The sequence below is a fragment of the Nocardia sp. NPDC050412 genome (genome assembly GCF_044458825.1).
GTDB lineage: Bacteria > Actinomycetota > Actinomycetes > Mycobacteriales > Mycobacteriaceae > Nocardia.
Map to the genome: position 1 here is coordinate 624,714 of NZ_JBITIJ010000004.1, position 25,058 is coordinate 649,771.

At 63.7% G+C, this 25,058-nt stretch carries 22 protein-coding genes and 2 pseudogenes; 7 read left to right on the forward strand and 17 right to left on the reverse strand.

Annotation, left to right across the window (positions count from 1 at the left end; translation table 11 throughout):
- Window positions 1–161 precede the first annotated feature (161 nt).
- Window positions 162–683 (forward strand): DinB family protein, encoded by a 522-nt coding sequence (locus ACIBI6_RS14270; protein ID WP_396956414.1) that lies wholly within the window; start codon window positions 162–164, stop codon window positions 681–683.
- Between the two features lie 636 nt (window positions 684–1,319).
- Here the strand turns inward: ACIBI6_RS14270 and ACIBI6_RS14275 are convergent.
- Complete coding sequence (locus ACIBI6_RS14275; protein WP_364344980.1) at window positions 1,320–2,390, reverse strand: acyl-CoA desaturase; 1,071 nt, start codon at window positions 2,388–2,390, stop codon at window positions 1,320–1,322.
- A 360-nt stretch (window positions 2,391–2,750) separates the two neighbouring features.
- On the opposite strand from ACIBI6_RS14275, the gene ACIBI6_RS14280 reads away from it, so the two are divergent.
- A complete protein-coding gene (locus ACIBI6_RS14280; RefSeq protein WP_396956416.1) occupies window positions 2,751–3,092 on the forward strand; it encodes a hypothetical protein in 342 nt (113 codons plus the stop codon).
- A gap of 233 nt (window positions 3,093–3,325) precedes the next feature.
- Here ACIBI6_RS14280 and ACIBI6_RS14285 read toward each other — a convergent pair whose 3' ends face one another.
- The 3 genes from ACIBI6_RS14285 to ACIBI6_RS14295 all read right to left on the reverse strand — a co-directional run bounded on the left by ACIBI6_RS14285 (window position 3,326) and on the right by ACIBI6_RS14295 (window position 6,202).
- Window positions 3,326–4,207 carry an aldo/keto reductase gene (locus ACIBI6_RS14285; RefSeq protein ID WP_396956503.1) on the reverse strand — a complete coding sequence of 294 codons (882 nt, stop codon included), beginning with the start codon at window positions 4,205–4,207 and terminating at the stop codon, window positions 3,326–3,328.
- 552 nt (window positions 4,208–4,759) lie between these two features.
- Window positions 4,760–5,134, reverse strand: a complete 375-nt coding sequence (locus tag ACIBI6_RS14290) for a DUF2255 family protein (RefSeq protein WP_396956417.1) — start codon at window positions 5,132–5,134, stop codon at window positions 4,760–4,762.
- A gap of 30 nt (window positions 5,135–5,164) precedes the next feature.
- Entirely contained in the window at window positions 5,165–6,202 is a 1,038-nt protein-coding gene (locus ACIBI6_RS14295; RefSeq protein WP_396956418.1) for a zinc-binding dehydrogenase, read from the reverse strand.
- Between the two features lie 394 nt (window positions 6,203–6,596).
- On the opposite strand from ACIBI6_RS14295, the gene ACIBI6_RS14300 reads away from it, so the two are divergent.
- The gene (locus ACIBI6_RS14300; protein WP_396956420.1) at window positions 6,597–7,484 is read left to right on the forward strand and encodes a helix-turn-helix transcriptional regulator; all 888 of its coding nucleotides are present in this window, start codon (window positions 6,597–6,599) and stop codon (window positions 7,482–7,484) included.
- 564 nt (window positions 7,485–8,048) lie between these two features.
- On the opposite strand, the gene ACIBI6_RS14305 is transcribed toward ACIBI6_RS14300, so the two are convergent.
- The 12 genes and pseudogenes from ACIBI6_RS14305 to ACIBI6_RS14360 all read right to left on the reverse strand — a co-directional run bounded on the left by ACIBI6_RS14305 (window position 8,049) and on the right by ACIBI6_RS14360 (window position 20,722).
- Complete coding sequence (locus ACIBI6_RS14305; protein ID WP_396956421.1) at window positions 8,049–9,203, reverse strand: oxygenase MpaB family protein; 1,155 nt, start codon at window positions 9,201–9,203, stop codon at window positions 8,049–8,051.
- Between the two features lie 51 nt (window positions 9,204–9,254).
- Window positions 9,255–10,307, reverse strand: a complete 1,053-nt coding sequence (locus tag ACIBI6_RS14310) for a polyprenyl synthetase family protein (RefSeq protein WP_364344988.1) — start codon at window positions 10,305–10,307, stop codon at window positions 9,255–9,257.
- Complete coding sequence (locus ACIBI6_RS14315) at window positions 10,300–10,581, reverse strand: hypothetical protein (protein ID WP_364344990.1); 282 nt, start codon at window positions 10,579–10,581, stop codon at window positions 10,300–10,302. The genes ACIBI6_RS14310 and ACIBI6_RS14315 overlap by 8 nt, the downstream gene beginning before the upstream one ends.
- Window positions 10,582–11,024: 443 nt before the next feature.
- Complete coding sequence (locus ACIBI6_RS14320; RefSeq protein ID WP_396956423.1) at window positions 11,025–11,867, reverse strand: hypothetical protein; 843 nt, start codon at window positions 11,865–11,867, stop codon at window positions 11,025–11,027.
- 358 nt (window positions 11,868–12,225) lie between these two features.
- Window positions 12,226–12,642: a hypothetical protein gene (locus ACIBI6_RS14325; protein WP_396956425.1), complete on the reverse strand. Its 417-nt coding sequence runs from the start codon at window positions 12,640–12,642 to the stop codon at window positions 12,226–12,228.
- 114 nt (window positions 12,643–12,756) lie between these two features.
- Window positions 12,757–13,098: a HEAT repeat domain-containing protein gene (locus ACIBI6_RS14330; RefSeq protein ID WP_364357752.1), complete on the reverse strand. Its 342-nt coding sequence runs from the start codon at window positions 13,096–13,098 to the stop codon at window positions 12,757–12,759.
- Complete coding sequence (locus tag ACIBI6_RS14335; protein ID WP_364357755.1) at window positions 13,095–14,399, reverse strand: hypothetical protein; 1,305 nt, start codon at window positions 14,397–14,399, stop codon at window positions 13,095–13,097. The genes ACIBI6_RS14330 and ACIBI6_RS14335 overlap by 4 nt, the downstream gene beginning before the upstream one ends.
- A gap of 3 nt (window positions 14,400–14,402) precedes the next feature.
- Window positions 14,403–14,705 carry a WXG100 family type VII secretion target gene (locus tag ACIBI6_RS14340; RefSeq protein WP_396956428.1) on the reverse strand — a complete coding sequence of 101 codons (303 nt, stop codon included), beginning with the start codon at window positions 14,703–14,705 and terminating at the stop codon, window positions 14,403–14,405.
- Window positions 14,702–15,049, reverse strand: coding sequence for a type VII secretion target (locus tag ACIBI6_RS14345; protein WP_396956430.1), 348 nt, complete (start codon window positions 15,047–15,049; stop codon window positions 14,702–14,704). Before ACIBI6_RS14345 ends, ACIBI6_RS14340 begins: the two co-directional genes overlap by 4 nt.
- A gap of 534 nt (window positions 15,050–15,583) precedes the next feature.
- Window positions 15,584–15,919 carry a hypothetical protein gene (locus ACIBI6_RS14350; RefSeq protein ID WP_396956432.1) on the reverse strand — a complete coding sequence of 112 codons (336 nt, stop codon included), beginning with the start codon at window positions 15,917–15,919 and terminating at the stop codon, window positions 15,584–15,586.
- Between the two features lie 410 nt (window positions 15,920–16,329).
- A pseudogene (locus ACIBI6_RS14355) lies at window positions 16,330–17,544 on the reverse strand (IS110 family transposase).
- Window positions 17,545–17,986: 442 nt separating this feature from the next.
- Window positions 17,987–20,722 (reverse strand): hypothetical protein, encoded by a 2,736-nt coding sequence (locus ACIBI6_RS14360; protein WP_396956434.1) that lies wholly within the window; start codon window positions 20,720–20,722, stop codon window positions 17,987–17,989.
- A 326-nt stretch (window positions 20,723–21,048) separates the two neighbouring features.
- Between ACIBI6_RS14360 and ACIBI6_RS14365 the strand changes: the two genes are divergently transcribed.
- From ACIBI6_RS14365 to ACIBI6_RS14380, 4 genes are all read left to right on the forward strand, one after another.
- A complete protein-coding gene (locus ACIBI6_RS14365) occupies window positions 21,049–21,330 on the forward strand; it encodes a hypothetical protein (protein ID WP_396956436.1) in 282 nt (93 codons plus the stop codon).
- 77 nt (window positions 21,331–21,407) lie between these two features.
- On the forward strand, window positions 21,408–21,941 hold the full coding sequence (locus ACIBI6_RS14370) for a hypothetical protein (protein ID WP_396956438.1): 534 nt from the start codon (window positions 21,408–21,410) through the stop codon (window positions 21,939–21,941).
- Between the two features lie 237 nt (window positions 21,942–22,178).
- On the forward strand, window positions 22,179–22,616 hold the full coding sequence (locus ACIBI6_RS14375) for a hypothetical protein (RefSeq protein WP_396956440.1): 438 nt from the start codon (window positions 22,179–22,181) through the stop codon (window positions 22,614–22,616).
- Window positions 22,617–22,837: 221 nt separating this feature from the next.
- A complete protein-coding gene (locus ACIBI6_RS14380) occupies window positions 22,838–24,643 on the forward strand; it encodes a hypothetical protein (protein WP_396956442.1) in 1,806 nt (601 codons plus the stop codon).
- Window positions 24,644–24,656: 13 nt separating this feature from the next.
- Here the strand turns inward: ACIBI6_RS14380 and ACIBI6_RS14385 are convergent.
- Window positions 24,657–24,725, reverse strand: a pseudogene (locus tag ACIBI6_RS14385) (hypothetical protein); the annotation flags it as partial.
- Window positions 24,726–25,058: the final 333 nt, after the last annotated feature.

The following is a 25,058-nucleotide window of genomic DNA, read 5'->3' on the forward strand; positions in this document are numbered from 1 at the left end:
CCAGCGAGACTCCGCACCGCAGCATTCTCAAATCCGACCGTGACCGCCTGCCACCTCCACGGCAGCAGGTCATCGGCCCAGGCCGAAGGGATGCGCCGAGAAACCGAAACCACAAGTACGACAAGTAGATCCACCCGCTACCCAACCGAAGCGAGCCGACAATGACATGGTCGATACCACGAATCACCACCGGTGCTGAACGACACCTGCTCGAGAGCATGCTCGACCGCAACCGGGCCGAATTGGTCAACACAGTGCGCGGTCTGTCCGAAGAAGACGCCCGCCGCCGGCTCGTTGCGTCGATGACAACCCCGATCGGACTACTCAAGCACGCCGCGGTCGCCGAACGGATCTGGTTCCAGCACGTATTGGCGGGCCTACCCAATAGCGAATGCGACGGCGGCACGACACCGGGCGACGCTAGTTTCGTCGTCGACGACAGCGAGACCTTGGCCGACGTAATCGCCGAATTCGAACGCGCCAGCGACCGTTCCCGCGTGATCGCCGCCGAATTCGACCTCGACGACATCAGGACACACCCGCGCGCCGGCGACGTCAACCTCCGATTCATCTATCTGCTCGCCATCGAGGACTTCGCACGTCACGCCGGCCACGGCGACATCCTCCGCGAGCAGATCGAACATCCCGCCGCGCCGAGCACCGATGTCCCAGAACAGCGCTAGCCGAGCGACCTATGCCGAATCATCCAGACGGAAAAGCAGCACACTCACGCGTTCACGTCGCACGTCTGCACGCCGCGAATCGATGCAGCGCAATCACCGCTGCCGTCGATGTCGTTGCAGGAGCCCCGCTCGGCGTTTCAGGAACCATTGCCACCGGAGTTGTGCGACAGCGGCCAGTTCGTCATCCTTCGCCGGAGGGATCCAAGTCGTACTCATTCGCAGCGCAGCGCATTACGCGGTCGAGTCAGGGCCCGACCGGCCCGTTTCGGTTACCGCCGATGATGGTCGCCGAGCACGGTCGCTCGCGAACCGCCGCCGTCCGCGAAGATGACTCGACTCGTGACGAAATGGTTGTCCGTGCCGGCAAGCCACCAGATGAGCTCGGCACCCCATTCCGGCCGGGCACGTGAATCCACCGAACAAGTTGCGACGCAGCGGCTTCGACGCCTTCCGCACCTCGACATCAGTGAAGATCCAAGCGGCCCCGGGCGCATCGACAACACCCGCAGCAACGACATCGAGGGCAATGCCGGCCAAGGCGTCGAGCCATATCTCGAGTATCCGCGAGCGGCCTTGTCCGCACCCAATTCTCGGGCCCGGCGCTGTTGTGTCGCCGCGGCCCGGCCGGGGAAGAGGTCATCCGGGCTCCTGGTGTCGGTCGGTGGTGCGCAACGGCGCGCCGACGTGGTGCAGGTGCTTCAACGCCTCGCTGTAAGAGGAGATCAGCCCGGTCTCGTGGTATGGCACGCCGATTTCGGCGCAGTAGTCGCGGACGATCACCCGGGCGTGACGCAGATTCGGCGTCGGCATGCTCGGGAACAAGTGGTGCTCGATCTGATAGTTGAGCCCGCCGAGGGCGAGGTCGGTCAATACGCCACCCCGTACGTTCCGGGAAGTCAGCACCTGCCGGCGCAAGTAGTCGGGGCGGTCGTCGCCGATCAGAGTTGGCATGCCCTTGTGGTTCGGGGCGAAGATGCAGCCCATGTACAGGCCGAACAGCGCTTGATGGACAGCGAGGAACGCGAAGGCTTTCTCGGCGGGCAACACCGCGAACAGTGCGGCCAGATAGGCGGCGAAGTGGCCGAAGAGCAGCGCGCCCTCCAATCCGCGGTGTTTGACGGATCGGTTTCTGAGCGCGCGGACACCGGCCGCATGGAGATTCAGGCCTTCCAGCATCAGTAGGGGGAAGAACAGGAATGCCTGCGCCCTCCCGATGAGACGAGCCACGCCACGGCTGGCCCGCGCCTGCCGTTGTGACCAGACCAGAATGTCGGGTGCGACATCGGGGTCGAGTTCCTCGTGGTTCGGGTTTGCGTGATGCCGGGTGTGCTTGTCCTGCCACCAGCCGTACGCCAGGCCTATGCCTGCGTTGCCGACGAGTCGGCCCACGACCTCCGTCGGCCGCCGCAACCGGAAGACTTGGCGGTGCGCGACATCGTGCATGACGAGGGCGACCTGAGCGCACGTCACGGCCATGAACGCCGCGATCGTGAGCGTCCACCACGAGTCGCCGACGAGAACGAACGCCGCCCAGGCGGCCACGAACGCGATCCCGACAAGGCTGAGCCGGACCGCGTAGTAGAGGGGACGCCGGTTCATCAGTCCCGCGTCGGAGATCCGGCGCAACAGACGGGCGTAATCGCCGTCGGCGCCGCCGCGCCGCGATGATCGTGGAAATGACTCGGGGACCAAGGCCGGTGTCGTCATAGATCTTCCTGAGAGCTGGGTCGGAGATGCCACCTTGGCCCGTCCTCTATACCGGCCCGGTCGATGTCGATCGGAGATTTGATTTCAGCGGGAACTGCTCGGTGTGTCGGGGAGGTGACGATTCGAAGCTATCGGCCGGATTCTCGTTCGATGTAAGCCCTTGGTATGACATGGAATCGGACTGCGGTGTGATAGCGAATGCGCACCGCAGACCGAGGGTCTCACTGAGACCTGGCGGTTTTCATATCGCGCAGCCCGCACAGTCTCCTAGGCTGCCCGCATGAGGGTTTCTCGCCAATCGTGGCACGGCTATCCCGCTGGCCCCCGGCGCGTAGCCGAGCAGATTCTGGGGGCCCGCCCATGAGGTGGAGCAAGGCGCGGGAGTCTGAGCCCAAGCCCGGTGCCGGCATAGATGAGCGTGTCGCCTGGCTGGAGAAGCTCGCCAGGAGCAGCCAGGACATGGTTAAGGCCCAGAACGAGTTGATCGAGGCGCAAGGCGCGATGATCAAAGCACTCCTGGAGCGGGGAGACGAGCACGCAAACCGTCTCGAGTCCATCGATCCGCTAATCACGGCCCAGGGCAATATGATCGACGCGTTAGTCAATCAGGCGGACGGGCACCATGATGTAATCCTCGAACTCAATGACCGCGTCGCGAAGCTGGAGGCGCAGGCCGCCCAGGCACAAGGCGAGGACAGCTAGCCCGACCGGTCTCCGCCACGACCTCGGTATTGCCGACGGTCAGGCGCTTGCGGCCGCCGTAGTAGTAGTTCTCCCCCGGACGGGAGAAGTACGCCAGCAGCGCTGGGAACCGGACGGCGGGCGATCGGTATCGGGCCCGGAGTCGTACCCCGCCGACGGGGACGTGGCGCAGCCGGTAGCCACGGCACCGGTAGCCACACCAACGGCACCCGCGAGGAACGCGCGGCGGCCGATCACGCCTCCGGGATTTCCCGGCCCCACGATTCGAGCGTGATGTCGGCCGGTTCCGGTCCGCCGCGCACTCCGGTGTCGAGCGCGTCGATCGCCGCGAGCTGCTCAGCGGTGAGCTCGAAGTCGAAGACGTCGAAGTTCTCGGCGATGCGGGCGGGTTTGGTGGACTTCGGGATGGCCGAGCGGCCTTCCTGGAGATGCCAGCGCAGCATTACCTGCGCGGCCGACTTGCCGTGCTCCTGCGCGATGTCCAGCAGCGTCGGGTCGTCGAAGCTGCGCTTTTCGCTCTCGCGGTAGGAGGTGATGCCGCCGATAGGTGACCATGCTTGGGTCACGATGCCATGGGCGGCGTTGACCTTCTGCAACGCGGTCTGCTGGAAGTACGGGTGCAGCTCGATCTGGTTCACGGCGGGCACGACGGACGTCTCGGCCAGGAGGCGGTCGAGGTCCTCGGGCATGAAGTTGCTGACGCCGATGGCGCGCACCTTGCCGTCTTCGAGAAGTTTCTCGAGTGCCCGGTAGGCATCGAGGGTGAGATCGAAGCGGGTCGGCAACGGCTGATGCAGGAGCAGCAGGTCGATTTGGTCGACACCCAGCTTGGCGGCGCTTTTGTCGAACGCGTGCAGGGTGGCGTCGTAGCCGTAGTCGCTGATCCAGACCTTCGTTTCGACGTAGATGTCAACGCGGGGGATCCCGGAGCGCCGAATCCCCTCGCCGACCTCACGCTCGTTGGCGTACCCGGCGGCGGTGTCGATATGGCGGTAGCCGACCCTCAGCGCCTCCGCGACCGCGGCGGATGTCTCCTCGGGAGGGGTCTGAAACACGCCGAGCCCAATGATCGGCATCTCCGCACCGTTGTTCAGAGTGATCTTGTGCTTGGTCATGAAACCACGGTATGACCCCGGCTGGCATGCGTGGGAGTGTTTGCCAGTACCCCTCAGTTCGGGCCGTTCAAAGCCGCAGTTGCCACTGTCGGACCAGCGCATTAAAGCGGTGGTCGCAGCTGTTGCCGGGAGCGATACGAAACTCGGTGTGCTGGTGACCCTCCTCGAACTGGGCCAGGCATATCCGGAGGCGATGCGGGCGTTCGCAGTGCTCGCGACCCGAAAGCCTCACCGAAGATCACCCTGGCCGAACCTATCTCGCGCAGCGCTACCGGGGGACCCGTTCCGCGCTCGGCGATGCGGTGTCGGCGGAGTTCGGGACCGCACTGCGACCGGAAGTGCTGCCGGAGCAGGCCGGGAGCATTGCTGACCGCCATGATGGACGGCCTGCGTTTGCAATGGTTACTCGAGCCCGGCTCGGTGAATCCTTCGGAGCTTCTGCAACCGGCCCGCGAAATCGGTTCGCACGGCGATGAATTCGGCGGCCATGATCGGTGTCCTCGCGCTGAGCGCTACCATCCCACAACACCGAATTCGACCGGGCGTGTGCCGTTACTGTGCGTCCAAGCGCATCGTGGTCTCGGCGGCGGGCGGGCCGGTGATCGCGTCGATTATCGAGGCGGCGTAGCGGCGGTATTTGGCGCGGTACGCGGCGTCCACCCGGTCGTTGATCGCACCGTCGACATCGGTGAACGTGACATCGGCGTCGACGCCGGGGGCTTGCAGGTGACCTTTGTGGCGGCTTCGCGTTCCGCGATACCAGGCGGCGGCGGGCCCGTTGACCGAACGGATGTAGACGTCGTCGCCGTCACGGACGGCCCAGATGGTGCGCGGTGTATTGAGGGTTCCGTCCTTTCGGAGGGAGCTGATGCCGATTTCGTCGACGCGCTCGATCGTGTCGAGTTGGGCCGGGGTCCATGCGGTCATGCCGAATCTCCTTCTGGTTCGGTCGGTGGGTCAGGGGCGGACGAGCACCTTGAGGGCTTCCCGATTGTCCATCGCGCGGTAGCCGTCGAGGACTGCCGCGAGGGCGATTTCTCGGTCGAAGACTTTGCCGGGTTCAACGCTGCCGGCCAGGACTGCGGGCAGCAGGATGTCGATGTAGGCGCGGACAGGCGCGGGCCCGCCGGTGAGGGTGATGTTGGGTCCGAACAGGCTGCCGAAACCGACTGGGGCGGACTCGTATTGGGGGACGCCGACACGGCTGATGGTGCCACCGGGTCGCACGACACCGATCGCCTGCTCGTAGGCGGGCAGGTGACCGACAGCTTCGATGACGACATGGGTGCCGTCGCCGCGGGTCAGCTCGCGGACGGCGGCGACGCCTTCGGCACCACGTTCGGACACCACATCGGTGGCGCCGAATTCGCGGCCGAGGTCGGTACGGTCCTTGTGCCGTCCCATGAGGATGACCTGTTGCGCGCCAAGTTGTTTGGCCGAAAGTACCGCCAGGAGACCGACCGCGCCGTCGCCGATGACCGTCACTGTGGTGCCGGTGGTGACGCGGGCCTTGGCCGCCGCGTGGTAGCCGGTGCCGTAGACGTCGGAGAGGGTCAGCAGTGACGGGATCAGCGGCGAGTTCTCCTCGACCGGGACCGCGACGAGGGTGCCGTCCGCGAGCGGCACGCGCACGGCCTCGGCTTGGCCGCCGCGGACGTCGCCGGAGTTCCAGAAGCCTCCGTGCCGGCAGGAGGTCTGCAGTCCTTCGCGGCAGAAGTCGCAGGTGCCGTCCGACCACGCGAACGGCGCGATCACGAAGTCGCCCTTCCGCACGGTGCGCACATCGCTGCCGACGTCTTCGACGATCCCGACGAACTCATGGCCCATGGAACTGCCCTGGGGTGTCGCGGACATGTTGTGGTAAGGATGCAGGTCCGAACCGCATACGCAGCCACGGACCACGCGGACCACGGCGTCGGTCGAGTGCTGGATGACCGGGTCGGGCGCGTCGATGACGCGGACGTCACCCGCGCCGAACATGTAGGTGGCTCGCATGCGAATTCTCCGATCGTCAGGGTCAGTGCCGGGTGAATTGCTGATCGGCGCGGGCGTATTCGGCCTCGGTGATGTGCTCACCCCAGATGGTTTCGGGTTCGTCCGGGTCGCCGGTGCCGTCCCAGATGGCCAGGTGGGTCATGAAATGCCCGGATGCCGAGCCGTGCCAATGCCATTCGCCGGGCCTTTCGTTGTCGCCGGTCGGGCCAACTGCTCCACGCTGAGCTCCTTTGATCGAATCGCATTTGCCATGAGATGGCTAGTTGAGCCACGAGAGACGCGGGAGGCTCACCGTTCGAGTACACGCCTGCGGCGGCCCAAGTGGGAGTCACTGCCGTTCCAGGTAATCGCAGTACCTCCCTCAACCGGCCGCAATCCGCCTACCGTGGGTGACATGGACGACCACCGCGCGCAGGTTCGTGAGTTCCTCACCTCCCGCCGGGCCCGCCTGACCCCCGAACAGGCCGGGCTGCCCGCCTACAGCGGTAACCGGAGGGTCGCGGGGCTGCGTCGCGAAGAGGTAGCTCTGCTCGCCGGAATGAGCATCGACTACTACGTTCGCCTCGAACGAGGCAATCTCGCAGGCGCCTCCGACAGCGTCCTGGACAATCTCGCCCGCGCGCTGCAACTCGACGACGCCGAACGCACCCACCTGTTCGACCTCGCCCGCGCCGCCGGCCCCGCTCCCGTCCGGCAACGCCGCCCGAAGGCCGCCTCCGGCATCACCTCGACCATCCAGTACATGCTCGACGCCATCACCGACGCACCTGCCTGGGTCCGCAACGCCCGCCACGACCTGCTGGCCGCCAACACCCTGGCCCGAGCCCTCTACGCACCGCTACTCGCCGACCCCCGCCGGCCCGCCAACACCGCCCGCTTCGTCTACCTCGACCCCGCCTCCCACGAATTCTTCGTCGACTGGGAACGCGCTGCCGACGACATCGCCGCCATGCTCCGCTCCGAGGCCGGCCGCGACCCGCACAACCGGCAACTCATCGAGCTCATCGGCGAACTCTCCACCCGCAGTGCGGAATTCCGCACTCGCTGGGCCGCCCACAATGTGCGCTTCCACCGCACCGGCCACAAGAAACTCCACCACCCCGCCGTCGGCCGCCTCGACCTCGAATTCGAAGCCATGGAATTCCCCGCCCACCCCGGCCTCACCATGCTCGTGTACACAGCTGCCCCGAACACCCCCACCGCCGACGCCCTCAAACTCCTCGCCACCTGGGCTGCCACGCTGAACCGAACCAACGAACTCCCCGCCCGGGCCGCTGACTAGAGCCTGTGTCGCTGAGAGATCTGCGAGCCGCCGGGATCGGCAGAGGCCAGTGAAGGCAAAGGATTTCGTAGTGCAGGAACTGGAAGAGGACGAGGGTCTGCCACCCAACGCCTGGCTGGCAGTCCATGTGAGGTGCGAAGGCGCCCTGCACGCATTGGCAACGACCCCCCTCACGCCCCAGCCGAATCCGAACCATCCCACGGCCGAAGGGCCCCAGCTGCACATCAAGCCGGTAGGCGCGCGGTAGGTGCCATCCAAGACATGACCTGCGGGTTCGGTGAATCGTTGATGATCGACGCTCGTCACGCGCCAACTGGTCGGCGGCTGAACACTCGCGATGTCCTGTTGCCGTCGCAACTAGCGGAAAACCGCTCGATATGCGGCTACCGGATGTCTTGAGCCGCAGCGCGTCTTGCCCCGTCAGCCGCGCGATAGGCAGCCGAAACCGACGTTGTCGCCGAGCGCGGGCGAGTGGCGACGTCGCGACCGCGTGCCCAGGGTGGTCATCACCGTGAACGTGGTGATGCCCACCTGGCCACGGTTGTGCCGGCTTCGCTGGTTGATTCAGGTGGCAGGCGGGGGTGTCCAGCGGCGTGTGCGTGGGAGTGTGGACGAGACGCCGAAGTCTTGTTTGAGATGTTCCGGGATGGCGTATTGCATGACGCGGCCGCGGGTCAGGGAACTGAGTTCGAAGCGGGTGGTGAGGTGGCCGAGGCGGTCCAGCGCCCATGCGCCCAGCGGGGATTTGTCCTCGATGGTTTCGAGGACTCCGAGCAGGCCGGGCACGGTTTTGACGGCGGTATCCCAAGCGGTGCGGGGTACTTGGAGCCAGTCAGCGCTCGTGTCGCCGATCAGGTAGCGGATGAGGGCGGAGACGACGGGGTCGAAGAGGGTGCCAGGGACAACCTCCTCGTAGAGGTCGATGAGTTGGCGGGTGAGGTGGACGCCTTCGTCGCTGGGACCCATGTAGCGGGTCAGGTAGGTGTCGAGGAATTTTCGAGCGGATTCGAGGTCTTTGGGCGCGTGCGCTTGGTCGACGCCGAGCATTGCGCCGACTACCCGCCATGCGTAGTAGTACGCCTCGGCCCCGTCGACACTCATGTGGATGTTGAGCCGATGCAGACTGTCGAGGACGAGGATGGAGAACAGCATTTGGCCGCCGATCAAGTCTTCCTGGCAGATCGGCGTGCCGAGGGTGTTGGTGTCCCAACGGTTTTTCCTGGAGAGGTGGTAGCGGATCGATGCGTGCAGCAGCCGGACTTTCTGGACGGCGGGGATGAAGCGGCTGCCTGCTTCGAAGGCGTCGGGCTGCATCAGGTAGACGGTGAACTGCCCGGTCTCGGCCATGCGTTTGGCGGGGTACTCCAGGGAGTGCGTGGCCGACAGCAGTTTCGCGATATGCGGGACGAGGTAGCAGGCGGGCATAGAGGCGAAGGACAGGGCCGTGGAGATGTGCACGTTGTTGTCGATGAAGAACAGCCGGGCCTTCTCCATCTCGCCCCAGTCCACCCAGGAAGGCGGAGCGCTGGTTTCGTGCAGGTATTCACGGGCGATATCGGGCAGACCGTCGGGTAGGGGCGCGCCAACGGTGGACACATAGCGCATGAGGGTGTTGAACGTGCCGAGCTCGCCACGTTCGAACAACGTGGCCACCGTTGAGTCGGCGAGTTCGTCACCGTATTGCCGCAGTGCGTCCATCGACGTGTGGGTGTAGGTCACCATGGCTCCTTGTGTCGACGGCGAGACGGTGGAAGTGCTTCTGCGGCAAGGTCAATGCCTGCGTGTGGTGGCGGCGTGCGCGAGCTCGGTCAGGGCTCGGGCGGCGGGCGGTGGAACATCCAGGCCGACCAATACGTGTGTGGCCTCCTCGACCCGCTCGCCGATCATCCGTTCGATCAGTTCGGGAGATCCGACACAGCTCATCAGCTCGCGCATCTCCCGGAGATCGTCGGGACCGAGATCGGGTCGATCCAGCAAGGTGTGCAACTGTTTTCGTTGTCCGCGATCAGCGGCCCGCCAAGTCTCGGCGAGCAGGGCAGTCGGACGGCGGGCGCGGAGGTCATCGAGGCTCGCCTTGCCGGTCCGGGCCGGATCGCCGAACAGGCCGAGCAGATCGTCGCGCAGCTGAAACGCCTCGCCGAGCGGTAACCCGTACGCAGAGAACGCTTTCAGCAGCCGGGGATCGGCGCCGGCCAGCGCGCCGCCGATGAGCAACGGCTGTTCGACGGTGTACTTCGCCGTCTTGTACCGGACCACCTTCAACGATTCTGCGGTGTCCGGTGCCGCGCCGGTGCAGAGAATCTCCAAGCACTCACCTGCGATCAACTCCCGCGCCAGCGCCGCCCACAGCGGACGCGCGCGCGACAGATATGCCGCGGGCAGTCCGCTGAGAATGAACAACTGCCCGGCCGACGCCATCAACAGATCCCCGACCAGCATGGCGAGGGCCCTGGCAGACTTCTTGGCGTTCGGGCGCCCGCGCAACGGTGTGCGCAGGGCGATCTGTGCGGTGGGCAGGCCGTGCCGCAGCGGGCTGTCGTCGATGATGTCGTCCTGCACGCTGGCCGCCGCGTGCACCAACTCCATCGCCGCCGCGGCCCGCACGAGCGCGTCACTGTCCGGTTGTCCCGCTGCCCGCCAGCCCCAGTAACAAAACGCCGCCCGCAACCGTTTGCCGTGCGTTGTCGCCACCACGATCTGATCGGCCACCGGCCGCAGTTGCGGGTCGACCGCCAGGAGTTGGTCATTCTCCTGCGCGACGAACTGCTCGAGTGTGGTGTCGATGCGGGCCTTGAACGCAGCGGGGTCGTATCGGTCAGACATCGCGCGGGGTAGCACGTCGCGCCGCAACCCGCTGGGCGAGGATCTCCAGGTGGGCCGGGGGAATTGTGGCATACCTGTCCAATGCCAGCCTGCCGCGCGCCTTCAAATCGGCGTCCGCCGCACCGGCCAGCGCCACCAGGTCCGACCGTCGCAGTAGTCCCCACATCCGGCCGACCATCGGTCCGATGCGGCTGAGTGTCAGTTCGGCTAGACCGGCTGCTAAAAGCACGGCGTCCTCGCCACGAGATCCGGGATGATCCGACTTTTGCGACATGCGACCACGCCTCCATCCACACGACCGGTATCTGACGCCGTGCGGTCCCGAGAACAGGATGGAATGGCCCGGCCAACACAGTGTGACACCGGCTCCACTCGGACACGCCGAGAATCTTGGCCACAACAACAAAGCAGATTCTCGCCCATCACCCAAGATCAGCAGGCTCGCGAAGACTCGGAACCATCCCTATGGTGCCACTGGGAGAACCGCGAACACCGAGGTGTACCAGCACATTTCGTTTTGTCTGGCCCCGCAGGCTCGCGGATGGTCTTGACAGCTACGGGAATCCGGCTTCATCTCGACCGGACGACCTGAAATCGGCATGTGCGCGTTCGCTGGTGAGTCGACTTGAGCGCAGGCCGCAGCCCGGCTTCGGCGCGCGCCAGCGGCGTGAGCGGATGCCGCGGGTGTGTGAGTCTCGCGTGGTATCCAGGCATCGCTCAGCTGGTTTCGGGCCCGGCGAGGCTGGCGTAGGGCACGGTCCGGTCCCGAGGCCGGGACAGATGCAATGCGGCATGGTAGTAGCCCTCGGTCTCCTTTCCGGTGGGGTCGGCGCCGGTCGCGGCGACGGCCGCGACGGCGTAGCGCTGTTCGTCGGGATCGGTGAATCGACGTTGAACGACCGTGCGTTCCGAATCGACCTCGGTGACCAACCCATGCTCGGCCAGAGCATCGGCGATGGGCTGGTAGGAGCCGGTGCGCAGCACAAACGCGGCGACCCACACCGGCTCCTTTGCGGCGTACAGCAACTGGTGGATGGTGCGGGCGGTCAGGAAGCTCGCGCCACCGGTCACGGTGATCAAACCGGCGGCTCCGGCCGCGCGCAGCAGGGCCGCGGAAGCGGTGTCGGTCTCCAGATTCTCGGAGAAGCCGGCGTCGAGCAGACCCACGGCCAGCGCGTAGTCGATCGCCGGGGCGGCGATATCCAGCCCGACCACCGGCACGGCATCATCACGGCGACGAGCGGCGTAGAAGTCTTTGTCGGACTCGATCAGTTCGGCCGTGTCCAGCGTGGCCATCCCCGGGGAGGTATAGCGGGCGTACAGGTCGGCGAGGGTCAGGTGGTGGTTGAGCAACGCCGCATTGACGCCGTACGAGCAGCACAGGTCCAGCACCGTCACCGGTCCCGATCGCGCGCGTGCCGCGGCCAGACGGCGGAATACCTGTTGGGCATGCTGCGGGGTCTGGTAGTCGAACCGGCCGAGACCGCCGAAGAACCCCCGAGGATCCGGCTGGTCATAGATGTCGTCGAAAGGTGTTCTGCCTCTAGGGATTTGCATCATACCTCGATGTTGGCACGGCAGGCGGCAGCAGGTGATCGCAAATGGATTCGCCACACTCGAGCAGCAGACCGGTATCACCTCCCGAATCCACAGTCGCCGACCGGTGCATGTACGGCCTGACCGCCCCCCCGACGACGCAGTTGCACCAGCACCCCTCTGCACCGGTTGCGCCGGCGGCGCCACCATCGATAGCGAGCAGACAGCCACAAGCCCATCCGGAAGCTCTACACGACATGCCGCTCTGCCCCGGGCCTTGCCCGCTACAGAACCGAAATGGTTCGGATTACTACACAAACGCAAAGAATCCGCAGGCCGTTGACCTGCGAATTTGTCATTCAGTGGACCTTGGGGGACCGTACTACAACACGAACATGCAGATAGAAGCGCTGGAGCCGTTGCTGGCGGCGCTGCCTGACCCCGACGGACCAGCCCCTGCACCGACCAAGCGGCCTAGTCCAGCCCTGCCCACCAACTCCAACGACGCCTCACCACCAACCAGCGCGCCGAGATCGCTGCCGCATACGACGCCGGAGCCTCCGCCAAACAGCTCGCCATCCAGTGGCAACTCGCCAAAGCCAGCATCCTCTCCATCCTGCGCGACGCGGGTACCCACATCCGGGAACAACGGCGACTCAGCGAAGACGAAATCGACCACGCCGTCACCAGCTACCAGCACGGCGAGTCGCTGAACCGCATCGGCGACCGGTTGAACGTCGCCCACACCACCGTTCGGTCGGCACTCGAACGCCGCGGAATCCCAAGGCGTGATAGCCACGGCCGGTCCCGGTGACCGTGCCGGTAGCAGAACAAAATTCGGATATCCGCTGGCTCGCTTATGTCCCACCCCGGCAGACAGGTCACCTGCTTGTTGTCAACCAGCGCTGGGGATCTAGGACCGTCCCCCGAAGACGGTGATGTCGTCCAATGCGTCTTCAACGCGACCACCGATGATCGGGTCGTTGACGAGTTCGCGTAGCGCAGGAACGACGCGGTCGGTGTCGATGGCCCTGTGAATACGCGCGATGTGTCCCAGGGCCGTCACCGCACCGGAGCGAACATTGGGGTCCGGATTCTCGAGCAGGGCGAGCGCGCGGTCGGTGACCCATCCGCCATCAGGGTCGTGAAGAGCCAACCGCAGTATGGCCTGCGAAACCGCCAGGTTGTCCTCCGAATCGAGCATCGCGATCGCCTCGTTCCGGCCGATCGGTTCGAGGCTTTGGTACGTACTCACAGCGGCTTGCCCTTCCTGTTCACCACGCCCGCCTTGATCAAGGCGTTCTGCATCTCCTGTGTCAGCTCGTCCCATGCACGTTTGTGGCCATGGAAGATCCCCGATTCCGGATACGTCTCATCGAACACGTCGAACTCCCCAGTTTCGGAGTCCAAGCCTACGCGGCGGGAGGAGGTGGGCTTGATCTGTAAAGACTTGTCCAGTGTCTCCTGCGGATGCGTCGGCTCCGGCGCAGCGTTACCTCGTTGCTCTGGACCATGTTTCGGAGAAGGCTCGAAGGTCAGCTTCTTCTCTTCACCATCGATTGCGACCTTCAACGCGATGATCGCCGCGAGCTTGGCGAGGGACTCGGTGAGATCGGGGACCTTGCCGAAGGCGTCGATAACGCCGACGGCGACGCTCGCGGCCAGCGTGATCTCGAGGATCTGGAAGAGACGTTTCGTCGTGTAGAGGCCGCGCAGGGTCGCGATCGTGTCCTCGACCGCGAGGGCGACACCACCGCCGGCGACAGCGATACTCCCGCCGAAGCTGAAGATCGCACCAACGATGGCGCCGGTGACCAACAGCCCGACAGCCCAGGCGAAGGTCGTCATCGCCGTCTTGATACCGTCACCGACTTCGACTGTCGAGCTGTGATAATCCGCGACAGGGGCGGCGACGTTGGTGGACGCGGAGACCAGGAGGTCGGCGCTGGATTTCAGTGTGCCGAAATGTTCCTGGATGATCGTGCGGTTCTCGGTGGCGTCCATGTCGTCGAACAACGCGGCGATCGTGGCGATCTTCGCGGGTGCGCCGGTGATGGTGGCGTGGGTGGAGAAGGTCTTCCACGTGGTGGCGGCCTTCGACAGCTTGTCGACGTCGCCGTTGGGAAGTTTCTCGAAGGTGCCAACGATCTTCGAGGTGAGTTCGTTGAAGAATTCCTCGACGCCACCGTTGTGTTTGACGCCGTCGCCGTTGTCATGAACCGAGGTCGGGATGGTGACCTTGTACTCGGATACCTGTTGCAGAGGCGGGCTTTCAGGGTTGGCGTTGTCGGCCTTCCCGTACTTGTACCCGTTGGCGTAGAGAATGTTGCCGAGATTGGTGAGCGCATCGGCCAGGTCGGTGCAGGTCTGCATCGTGTCCCGGGCGTAACGGTCGTACGCCTCGCCCCACTGTTTGCAGCCGGGAGCGTCACCGGCCATACCTGCGCACTCGCCTTTGACCGCGTCGTGCACGGGTTTATCGGCGTGCCGCAGCTCGCCGGCGAGGTCGTGGCATTGCTTGGCGGCCTCGTAGTAGGTCCGCCAGTTGACCTTCACCGCTCATCCCCCTCGGAGCATCTTCAAGTTCTCCTCGACCGCGGTCGTGTAGCCGGTGTGTGCCTTGCGCGCCACCTCGCTGATATCGCGGGCACCTTCGGCGAATTCTCTTGCCCCGGCTGCCCATTCACGATGAGCATCCGAATATGCCTGCGCGGCAACACCGTCCCAACCCGTTCCCGCCAAGGTCGCGACCTTGGCGTCGATCGCATCGAGATGTTCGGCGATAGCGCTGGCGAGGGCGGACAGACGGATCGCGACCTCATCCAGGTGGTCCAGGTCGACCTCGAACTCCTCTGAACTCATGGCAGGTCCAAGCTCGACATACCCGCGCTGTAGAGCACTTCCGCGTTGCTGCCGTCGAGGTTTTCATAGGTTGAGGCTGTGACCCCGAGCTTTTCGGCCAACCCGGCCAGCGCGGTGATGATCTGGCCGCCGCCGTCGCGGATGTCGTTCCAGCCATCGGCGAACTCGTTGGCCAAGTTGCCCTTCCATGTTCCGTTGACCAGCGACTCGACGTGCCCGGCCGCTGAGCCCAGCGCGGTCTGCATCGCTGTGGACAGCTCGTATACTTCCTCCCCCACTTCGCGTACTTTCTCGGGTACCACCGAGAGGTTCTGTCCCGAAGCTGGCGTACCCCCGTCGCTCATGCCGCCGAATACTACCGATCTTGCGGTTAGACCGTCGAGCCCGCCTACTGGGTGTGCTGCCGTCGCCGTCCCTCACATCGGCTTGGCCTACCAAGAAGCGGCCAAGGTCTGCAGTGTGCCGGTCAGTGCCGTCCACTCCCGCATCACACGAACCAGCCAGAATCTCCTCGCCGCCGAGGAAGAGGGCCGCTTCAGACTCAACCCATCCCCAAAGTGACCATCGACCCACTACAAACGGTGGCGACGACGGTATCGGGACGATCGAGCCCCTGCCGCCGCAAGCCGGGCAGGCCGGTACCGAGAGTGCGTCCGAGAATGGCAGCGATACTGTGGTCGTCCCCGTCGCGGCAACATGGCAACTCGCCGCAGGCTCCCGGCACGACAACCTGACTGACGCGCTGGCCCGCTGTGAGCCGACAGCAGACGAACGACATCGACCCCTTACGGGAATAGAACCAACGAAAAGCTCTTGAACTGCAAAAACTCTCGCTCACGTAGTGAGCGAGAGATCTACTAGAACCACAAACGCGCAGGTCACAGCGCAAGATCGAACATATGGTGGACCTTGGGGGAGGTTACTATAACTCGAAATCGCAGGTAGAAGCCCTGGAGGCCCTGCGCCGAAAGCTTCCCGACCCCACCGCACCCGCCCCACCACCCGCCAATCGGCCCAAACCCGGCCGGGCACGCCGACTCGGCGCCGACCAGGTCCTGGAACTCATCGCCGGATACAAGGGTGGAGAGACGGTGTACCAGCTGGGTGTCCGATTCGGTATCGAGCGGCGGACGGTCAGCGAGATTCTTCATCGGCATCAGGTGCCGATGCGTCGTCGGGGGTTGTCGCCGGAGCAGGTCGATGAGGCGGTTCATTTGTACAAGCTGGGTTGGTCTCTTGCTCGAGTTGGTCAGCATTTGGGGGTCGCTCATACCACCGTGCTGGCCAAGATTCGTGAACGTGGAGTCCCCACGCGCGACGCCCACGGTCGGCCACGCGCGTAGGCAGCATCTACACCGAGCATTGGATGCTGTTGTGGCCGGTTGGTGCCCTCGGCAGTACACGCAAAACATGGGAGAACTGGAAAATGCCTGGTCATCGTGGGTGCATATTCGGCATGACGCTCCGACGGATGCTGCCACGTTGCAACGCCTGGGATTGCCCAGGGGGTTTGGAATCCGGCAGTTGCTCGAACGTCCGTGCAAGCGTGTGTTCGCGACTCGCTCGATGACTGGCTGTCCAAATAGAAAGCACGAATGAACCTGGCCGGATCTCAATGATTGTGTCAAGCAACGGTTGCCGGGGTCGGGGGCGCGTCTGGTTGCCAGAGGCGGTTGTCGCGCAGCAAGGCCCAGACGACGTCGACGAGGCGGCGGGCCAGCGCGATCATCGCCTTGGTGTGGCGTTGTCGCTCGGTTCTCTTGCGGCGGTAGAACTGTCGTGATGGGCCGTCGGTCTTCAAGCTAGCGAACGCGGCCATATAGAAGACGTGCCGCAGCCTGCGGTGATAACGCAGTGGCCGGTGGAGGACCCCGCTGCGGCGGCCGGAGTCGTTGGGCACCGGTGCGAGCCCGGCGTAGGTGGCCAAGCGCGCGGCGCTGCCGAATGCGCCCAGGTCCCCGGCGGTGATCGCCAGGAATTCTGCACCGAGGATCGGCCCCATGCCGGGCATGCTCTCGAGGATTTTCGCCTGCGGGTGGGTGCGGAACTTGATGATGATCTGCTTGTCGAGGTCCTTGATCTGCCGGTCGAGGTCCAACAGTCGCCGGGCCTGCTCGGCGATCAGGCCAGCGGCCGTCGCTTCGCCGGGCAGGGTGATCGTCTGTGTGTCCGCGGCCGCCAGAGCCTTGGCGACGATGCCGTGGATCGACGGCCGGTGTGCTCCGGCGGTGCGCAGGTGTTCGGTGAGGCCGCCGGCGCCGGCGGTGCGAATCGCCTAGGCTGTGCAGTAAGCACTGACCAGGATCAACGGCGAACGGGTCGAGTAGTCGAAAGCCCGTTCCAATGCTGGAAATACCCGCGACAACAGGTCCCGTAGGCGGTTGACCCCGCGCACCCAGTCGGCCATCAGATCCGTGCGATGACCGGTCAGCAGGCCCAGTTCCACGACCAGCTCACTCGGAGTGGACAAAATGGTGAGATCCCGGCGCAATCTGGCGGTTTCAGCGATCACCTGGGCGTCGCGGGCGTCGGTCTTGCCCTCACCGGTGAACGCACCGCTCATTCGGTTGACCATTGTGCCGGGCACAAACAACACCTGCTGGTTGGCAGCGACCAGGACCGCCAGCAACAACGTCGCGTGGGCCGAGGTCAGATCCACCGCCCAGCGAAACCGCCGGGCCGTTTCGGATGCCGTCGCGATCAACTGTTCGATAACTGCTTGATCATTGCGGATCTGCTTGGACCACAACACGATTCCGCTGGCATCCACCGCAACCGCGTGGTGATGAAATTTGCCGACATCGATGCCGATCCAAGCCGCGTCGACCGCTTCTGCCATGCGTTCACCCAGTCTTCCATGAATGCGGTTGCGCCCATGGACAATCCCGCTGGCATACCCCTAAAAAGCGACCGGTTCGCCACGTGTCTCAATCAGCAGCCGGAGCGTCCGCAGCGGCGGGGTGACCATCCGGCCAGAGCAACCCACTACCAGTCCCCGATCAGTCACGCCCCGCCGCTTTCGGGCATCCGAACGATCTTCGCCCGGACTACTACAAACTTAGGGGTCCCCGATGATAGGACCACCTGATCTCATCCATGGGGGGACAGGACAATCGCCCTCCAGGAGGCAGGCAGGCAGGGTAGATCTGGCGCTGCTGGAGCTTGATCGCAGACACGTTTGGTGCCAGTAGGCAGATCGTCTCGGCGGGGTCACGACTACCGATGCTCTAGTCAGTCTGCATCGGTTAAAGAACGGACATGTGAATCAGAGGCGGGATGTCTCAATGCAGGTCATCCCAGCCCCAGGGTGCGGCAATGGACCCGTCAGGCTCACGACCGAATCGGTAACGTGCCCAGTGGTCGGACTGAGCCATAAAGAGGCCAATTAATCCCCAAGCGGGCAGACGGGCCACCAGAACTCTATAGGGCTGATCCTCCCCTAGGACGAGGAACTGTTTCAGCAATCGTTCAACAGCACCTTCCCAGCTTGTGAGGTCTGTGACGGAACGGGCCGCGCGCTCTGACACTGTCGACAGCTGCCGGCATTGTCCAGCCATATGCAGGGCATTTAGCAGCTCGGACACACCAACCGGAGAGCTCAGGTTGGTTTGCTCGGCGATACGATCAGCTAACGCGGTCAGGCGATCAGGAGTCGCCACATCACGTAAAGTTGTCAGCAGCTCAGCGGCGATTTCAGGGCGATCGACCTTCACCTCAAGCGGAGCTCGTTGCACCAGGGATATGACATCGTCAGTATATTCATTGAAGCGTTGCGCTGAATCCAAGATGCCGACAACCTCAACCGGAAAATGTATAATCATATCGATTCCGGTTCGCGGTATTTCCCCTGATTCAATCCTCCCCATCACTTCGATCAGGTCATCGTTATTATCGTGTCTTGGATAGAAGTTCCTTGTTTGGCGTTCCAAATGGTCCGCGGCTGCCAGTAGGTTGCCGCCGGCCGGAGAGGTAATGTGGTCGACGATAGCGTTCGCTGCGGTGACCTGCTCAGCACGTCGCAGCGCATCGCAAACAGCTCTTACATCCCGGGCAGGTTGGGTAATTGACATTACTTCAGAAAGCTGAAGGAATGGCGAATTCTCGACCATGCGAAGTAGGTCGTACGCCGGTTCGGATCGTTCCTCGCGATCCGGTTTCCATGGCGGATGGCAATCAACGACCCGTCGAGCAAGCATTGCCAGCTGCACCGCTTGCCCGGTTTGCCTGAGTACGTCGATGATGGTTGCCAGCCTTGGCGCTGGTATCGGGCTTGTTTCGGTTGCCACACGATTCGAGAGAGCACTCAGCTGATCACCCATACCGCCACGACTGAGCGCTTTCATCAATGAGGCGACGGCGTCGGCGTCGGTGTCGGTGTCGGCAAGCGTCAGTTCAGATATCTTGTTCCCGATCCTTTGCAAGGATGCGCGTTTGGAGCATATTTCTTGAGGTATTTCCGGCATTCGGGAGCGGTGGTCGGTAGATTGGTGGAGTTCTTTTATCCATTCCTCGGGCCGGGTATCGCCTGGGTGCAGATTGGACAGTTCTTCTATCAACCGTATGCTGGCCATGGGATCGCCGCCTTCGGTCGCGGTTTTCCAAAGCTGGGCGGCATCGCGGTACAAGCCGCGCCCCCAGGCTGCGTGGCCGAGGGCGGTGAGGTCAGCAGCACAGGCGTGGTCGGCGACCGCGTCCCAGAACCCTGTCGGCGGTATGCAGTCGGCACGGTGAATACGACCGTGTTGGTCGAGGTATTCGGCCAGCTCATATCGCGGACCTGCATCCTCGGCTGAAGGGTGCCCGCGACGACGGGATCCGGTGCGGCGGGGCGGGATCGGGGTGAGCGGTCCGGGTAGCCCGCGGGCAGGTTTCCTGAGTTCTTCCAGGTCCCTGGTCAGCCACTCGTCATCGAGTGCGCCGACCGCGATGTAGTCGGGGGCAGCGTCGCGTAGCAGGCCGATCGAGATACGGTTGGAATGCCCCAGACGGCGAGCGTCCATCGCAATCTCGATGATTCCCTGAACCGATTCGGTGCCGTATTCGTAGCGTCTCAGCAGCTCCGGCACCCCGGCCAGGTACTGGATGATCCGTCCGGACACCGCCTTTTCTCTTGCTTCCGCCAGTCGCGGATCATCGCCCGCCAGCCGATCCAGCTCTTCCAGGTCCTCGCCGGTGAAGGCGTCAGCGACCCGGATCAATCGCTCCTCCAGCAGCTGGTGTGCCTGCGGATGCTTGTCACTGGACAAGATCTCGTAATGCTTTGGCCACAGCGTGGCTAAGATCAGAACCGGCTTCAACCCCGTACCGCGAAGCAGCTTACGAAGCTCGACTGCAACCGGTTCACCGGTATCACCGTCGCGGGTATCGAGGTACCTTTGCGCTTCGTTGAGCCACACCACTGTACGGGGTTGTAGGTTCGGTAGCTCGCTCAGGAAAGCGTTGCGGTCCAACGGATGCCACAATCGCCACCCGCGGTGACCACGCAGCCGCCGCAGTGCCTCCCACATCGCCCGGGTCTTGCCCGTGGACGAGCCACCGAGAAGCACCGCCATCTCATTGCAGCCCGCTATGGCCCGCCCGACCACCTCATCGAGCTCGTCATCATGCCCGCGAAGCACATAAACCGGAAGTTCCCCAGCGACCGCGCGGCTTGTGGTGATCGAACGACGCACCTCCAGTTCGAACGGATCGTTCACCTCGGTCAACGGCCGCAAATGCGGTATCACCTGACTCGTCCGCCTATAGGCGGCCTGCCAGTCGGGCCTGGTCTTCGCCCACGAACCCGGCGCATCAAGCTCGACCAGCGTCTGCAACACCGGCCCCAGCAGCCGCCAACTCGGCCAGGAAACCCCATTCACCCAGTTGTGCAGCGCCCCCCTTGTCGGCGACCCGTCCTTGACACGCTCAAGGATCTGGTCGTAGCTCAGGCCCGAACGAACCTTGAGTTCACGGAGAGCGGCGTGGAACTCGGTCTTGGAGTTGATCAACGCCAACTCGATCGGTACCAAGCCGCTCACCTGTCCCTCCCGAGGCCCAGCTGTTCAATCCTGTTCAATCTTTCGCCGACCACAATAGACCCGTGACTCTTCGAGCGGGCTTCGCCGAAATCTGGCAGAAGATAATGACTTTGAACGGTCCCAGCGGCAACCGTCACTGTCATGGCTCCCCACCTCGCGACCGTGACCGCCGCGGTCGACCCCGTCCGGCTCGGCCACCGCACACCTGCCCGTGCAGAGATCACCCGACAGCGCAGCTCTGTCCACAACGAGTTCCACACAGCATGTGAGTTGTTCGCGTACTGGTGCTCCAGGCAGATCCCTACCGTAGGTATGGCGGTGACGGGGTGAGGAAGACAGCAGCTGCCGCAGCAGCCCTGGGCGGCACCAGTTCCGGTGTGACGCTGCTGGTCACCGCCCACGGATCCCTCTCAGCCGTGACACTGATCCTTGCAACCGTCGTCGCGGTCATCGCGTTAACTGTGATCGTCATCGTGTGCGGAGTGCTGTGCCTGGCTCGCAAGGCCATGAAGGACGCCGACGTCCCAGACCGCATCAAAATCCTGAAATCGGTCCTGGACGCCCTCGTAACTCTCGGGCGAGGACCCCACCAGCAGCACAGGCGCTAGATTCTGTGCCGACCTGCACGGTACGACCGATACCGGAAGCTTGACGTGAACTTGCCTTCAGGTAGGACAGTGGACGCATGACAACTCCGATCAACACCGTTACCCGGTGGGGCGAACTTGCGGTTCGTGGCGTCCGTCATGATCCGCCCGATGCCGGCAAGATCGCGAAGGTGCTCGTCGAACTGGCGCGAGAACAGATGGCCGACAAGCCACGGCGTCGTGACGACCGCTCCGCGATCGGTGGCGAGAGTTCACCGTTGCCGCCCCTGGTGGCCCACCAGTCCACACCGCGGCGGGCACGACAACTCGATCAGGACCACGTCCAGATGCTGATACACGACTATGTCGCTGGCGCAACGACCTACGAACTGAGCAACCGATTCGGTGTCGACCGCCGCACCATCAGCGCCATCCTGCATCGCCACGACGTGCCGATGCGCCGACGCGGCCTGTCCCCCGACCAGACCGACGAGGCGATCCGCCTCTACCGTCTCGGTTGGTCCCTGGCACGAGTCGGGAAACACTTCGCCGTCGATCCGACCACCATGTTGAACCGCCTGCGCCAGCGCGGCGTCCGCACCCGCGACACACACGGGCGATCTCGGCCCTGACATCAATCCACGAGACCGGGTGAGACCCCACTCGTGACTAGCATGGCTCGCGGTCGCGGTAATGAAAGAGTGCCTTCCGACTTAATCAACACCGCGCCGGAACGAAAACACACCTTGGGGGCCAACTAGAACAAGAAAACAGGCGCTGACCAGGAGATATGTGACACCCAACCGAAGCTGGTCTCAAGGCTGAAAGACAGCAAAACCCCTGATCAACAGCACTATTCATGTCAATTTGTGGACCTTGGGGGACCTTACTCGAACACGAACACGCAGGTAGAAGCCCTGGAAGCCCTGATCAAGAAGCTGCCCGACACCACGACAACTACCCAGCCGCCTGCGGAACGGCCCGCTCCGCGGCGGGCACGGCAACTGGACGCCGACCGAATCGCGGTACTGATCGCCGGGTACCAGGCCGGGTCTACAGTGTATGAACTGGCCTCCCGATTCGGCATTGAACGACGCACGGTCAGCAATATCCTCCACCGGCACGATGTGCCGATGCGCCGCCGCCGCCTGTCCCCCGACCAGGTCCAGACCGCCGTCCACCTCTACAAGCTCGGCTGGTCACTCACCCGGATCGGACAACATCTCGGCGTAGCCCACACAACCATCCTGACCGCACTCCGCCAACACGGAATACCCACCCGAGACACCCACGGAAGACCTCGGTAGCGGGCGCATGACCATGTCGTCGATCCGAGCAACCGCAAGGGGCCCGGCCTCGGGTGATCGATCCGGCTTCTTCATGCTCCGCGCCCTATCCCGGTTGTCATCGAAGTGCCGGTTCGGTGCGTGCAGATCTTCCGCAGCCCAGGGCTCAGAGGGGAACATGAGCCGGTGAGGCAGTTGGCGGACTTCGCCATACTGGGAGGCACCGAGCGGGTGGTGGGAGCGTGAGCGTGGACTGGAGCACGATCGGCAATGCGAAGTTCGACACGATCGTGGAGACGCTTCTGGCCCGCCGATGGCGCGGAATCGCCGATTTCATCGCCCCGGACGGCCGCGGTGGGGACAGCGGGATCGACATTGAAGTACGCCAAGGCAGTCGCCGCCGGGTGTATCAGCTGAAGTATTTCCCCGACGGGTTCTCTGGAGATCGCAAATCCACGCGCCAACGCCAGATCCGCCAGTCGTTCCGCCGGGCACTGCAACTCGATCCTGCACCATCCGAATGGACACTGGTGGTCCCCGTCAAACTGACCCCGGGGGAACGTGATTTCATTACCGGTCTGTCCGCCGAGGTTCCTGTCGGCACCGCAGCTCCGAAAATCGCCATCATGGACCGCATCGAGCTCGACCAATTGCTGATGGACTACCCCGACGTCTACCGCTACCTCGCCCGTGAGGAAATGCGCACCGAAGTCGAGCTGTATCGTCTGGAAACCGAGACGCTCACCGGCGGCGTGACCTCACTGTTCGACCGGATCCGCAATCTCGGCGAATTGGCCGACTCGACTGACCTGCACTGGGGCACCGACTTCGCGCGAATCGGGGATACGGTCACCCATATAGTGCGGGCAAAAGACCCGCGCGCACATGAGAAGAACCCCATCACAGTCAACTTCTCCAACACATTCGCACCCGAGCACGAATACCTTCGCCAGCAGATCGAGCGTTGCGTGAAGTTCGGGGCATCGGGGCGAGTGGTGTTGCCCCCAGATGTGGTACGCAGGGTGACCGTCACCGGACCAGAGTTCATAGCGGGCGAATACACCGGCCTGGCATTGACCTTGGAGCCGATGAGTGACCACCCGAAAATAGGTGCCCCAGCCGAGCTTAGATTCTTCGACCAGAACGGCACCCAGATCATCTCCCACGAAGGCCGCATCTCCCACTTCAACCATGGTTCAGATGGAATCGCAGTGCGGATCGAGTTCTACGGACATTTGCACATCGAGCTGCTCTTCCCACTAGGGAAATCCCAGACCGGTCACATAGAGGTCAACTACAACTTCCGCCGGATCCGACCCAACGAAGCGCTGGGGCTGGAGGAGATCCTGACAGCGATCAACCAAACCGATCTGACGTGCAAGGTGTACATCGAAGACGAGCCCGTCACCTCTCTCGCGCTTCTGCCCGCAGAGACCGGCCCGCTCAGTGATCAGGACGAGGTCAAGAATCTGCTCAGCGTCGCCGCCGATCTGAAGGTTGTGCAGGACTACTGTCACGTCAGCTTCGCCATCCCAGTGGGGATACCCATGATCGAGCGGATACACCTCCGCGTGGCCAGGCTCCTGCTCGACGGCTACGTCACCGCGTCCCCTGAACCAATCCCCGGAATCCATATTCTCGACGGCAGGGACTATCCGCAGTTGAGAACGCTGCTGACCGGCGAGCCCACCCTCGCCAGGTTCACAGCCTCAGTCATCCCGTTCTCCTTCGGGAAGAAGGAGCTCTTCCTCAAAGAGGTAGTAGTCTTCCACCCCCGCACCATTGCACTCAATGGCGCGGAAGCGCTCGACGCACTTGACGCCGGTCGCAGCGAAGGTTTTCGGCTCCAAGTGAATCCCGGGGACGACCCCTGCTTCTACCTGGCTATGCCGAGCCGCATGGGTAACCCTCCCCCCGCATATGGGCAGTGGAGAACTGCAGCATGGAACCTGCCTGGCGTGACCCAGCCCACCATGAACCAGTACGACGTGGTTTCGGAATTGTATCCACCGACGACACCGGGAACAGGTCCCTCGACAAGCGAATGACCGCGCGCACCACGCCCCGGTCCACAAACTCCTTGCGGACCGACTGTTCATGTTCATCCGATGACGTCGCCGATACCGGCATCAGCACCGGTGCCCGCCCCCTGCTCCGCTCTTGCTTTCAGCGCGGCCTGCATCCAGGCGAAGTTTGCGTTTAGCTCGCCACCAGCAGGCCAGCTCAGCCACCTGGACTACGGCCTGGAGAGCAGCGCACGAAGCGCCTCTTCCTGACCGATCCACCCTGCCGAGTACCACCAGTACTCGATGACTCTCTTTACGCGCCCCTCTCCTCAAGATGCTGCCAAGATCAACCATAATACGCTATCTAACTGCACAAATATAAGCTTCCCAGCCGACGGTGCGGCCGCTCTCACCTTCGCATCGCAACCAACGATGGCCAGATTCTGATAACCCCCTT

Coding starts and splice junctions, on each gene's coding strand:
- ACIBI6_RS14285 (WP_396956503.1), bottom strand. CDS start 4,207: ATGACCAAGCACAAGATCACTCTGAACAACGGTGCGGAGATGCCGATC.
- ACIBI6_RS14370 (WP_396956438.1), top strand. CDS start 21,408: ATGACAACTCCGATCAACACCGTTACCCGGTGGGGCGAACTTGCGGTT.
- ACIBI6_RS14290 (WP_396956417.1), bottom strand. CDS start 5,134: ATGACCGCATGGACCCCGGCCCAACTCGACACGATCGAGCGCGTCGAC.
- ACIBI6_RS14300 (WP_396956420.1), top strand. CDS start 6,597: ATGGACGACCACCGCGCGCAGGTTCGTGAGTTCCTCACCTCCCGCCGG.
- ACIBI6_RS14350 (WP_396956432.1), bottom strand. CDS start 15,919: ATGAACCGCCTCATCGACCTGCTCCGGCGACAACCCCCGACGACGCAT.
- ACIBI6_RS14295 (WP_396956418.1), bottom strand. CDS start 6,202: ATGCGAGCCACCTACATGTTCGGCGCGGGTGACGTCCGCGTCATCGAC.
- ACIBI6_RS14345 (WP_396956430.1), bottom strand. CDS start 15,049: ATGAGCGACGGGGGTACGCCAGCTTCGGGACAGAACCTCTCGGTGGTA.
- ACIBI6_RS14270 (WP_396956414.1), top strand. CDS start 162: ATGACATGGTCGATACCACGAATCACCACCGGTGCTGAACGACACCTG.
- ACIBI6_RS14275 (WP_364344980.1), bottom strand. CDS start 2,390: ATGACGACACCGGCCTTGGTCCCCGAGTCATTTCCACGATCATCGCGG.
- ACIBI6_RS14340 (WP_396956428.1), bottom strand. CDS start 14,705: ATGAGTTCAGAGGAGTTCGAGGTCGACCTGGACCACCTGGATGAGGTC.
- ACIBI6_RS14310 (WP_364344988.1), bottom strand. CDS start 10,307: ATGTCTGACCGATACGACCCCGCTGCGTTCAAGGCCCGCATCGACACC.
- ACIBI6_RS14320 (WP_396956423.1), bottom strand. CDS start 11,867: ATGATGCAAATCCCTAGAGGCAGAACACCTTTCGACGACATCTATGAC.
- ACIBI6_RS14315 (WP_364344990.1), bottom strand. CDS start 10,581: ATGTCGCAAAAGTCGGATCATCCCGGATCTCGTGGCGAGGACGCCGTG.
- ACIBI6_RS14280 (WP_396956416.1), top strand. CDS start 2,751: ATGAGGTGGAGCAAGGCGCGGGAGTCTGAGCCCAAGCCCGGTGCCGGC.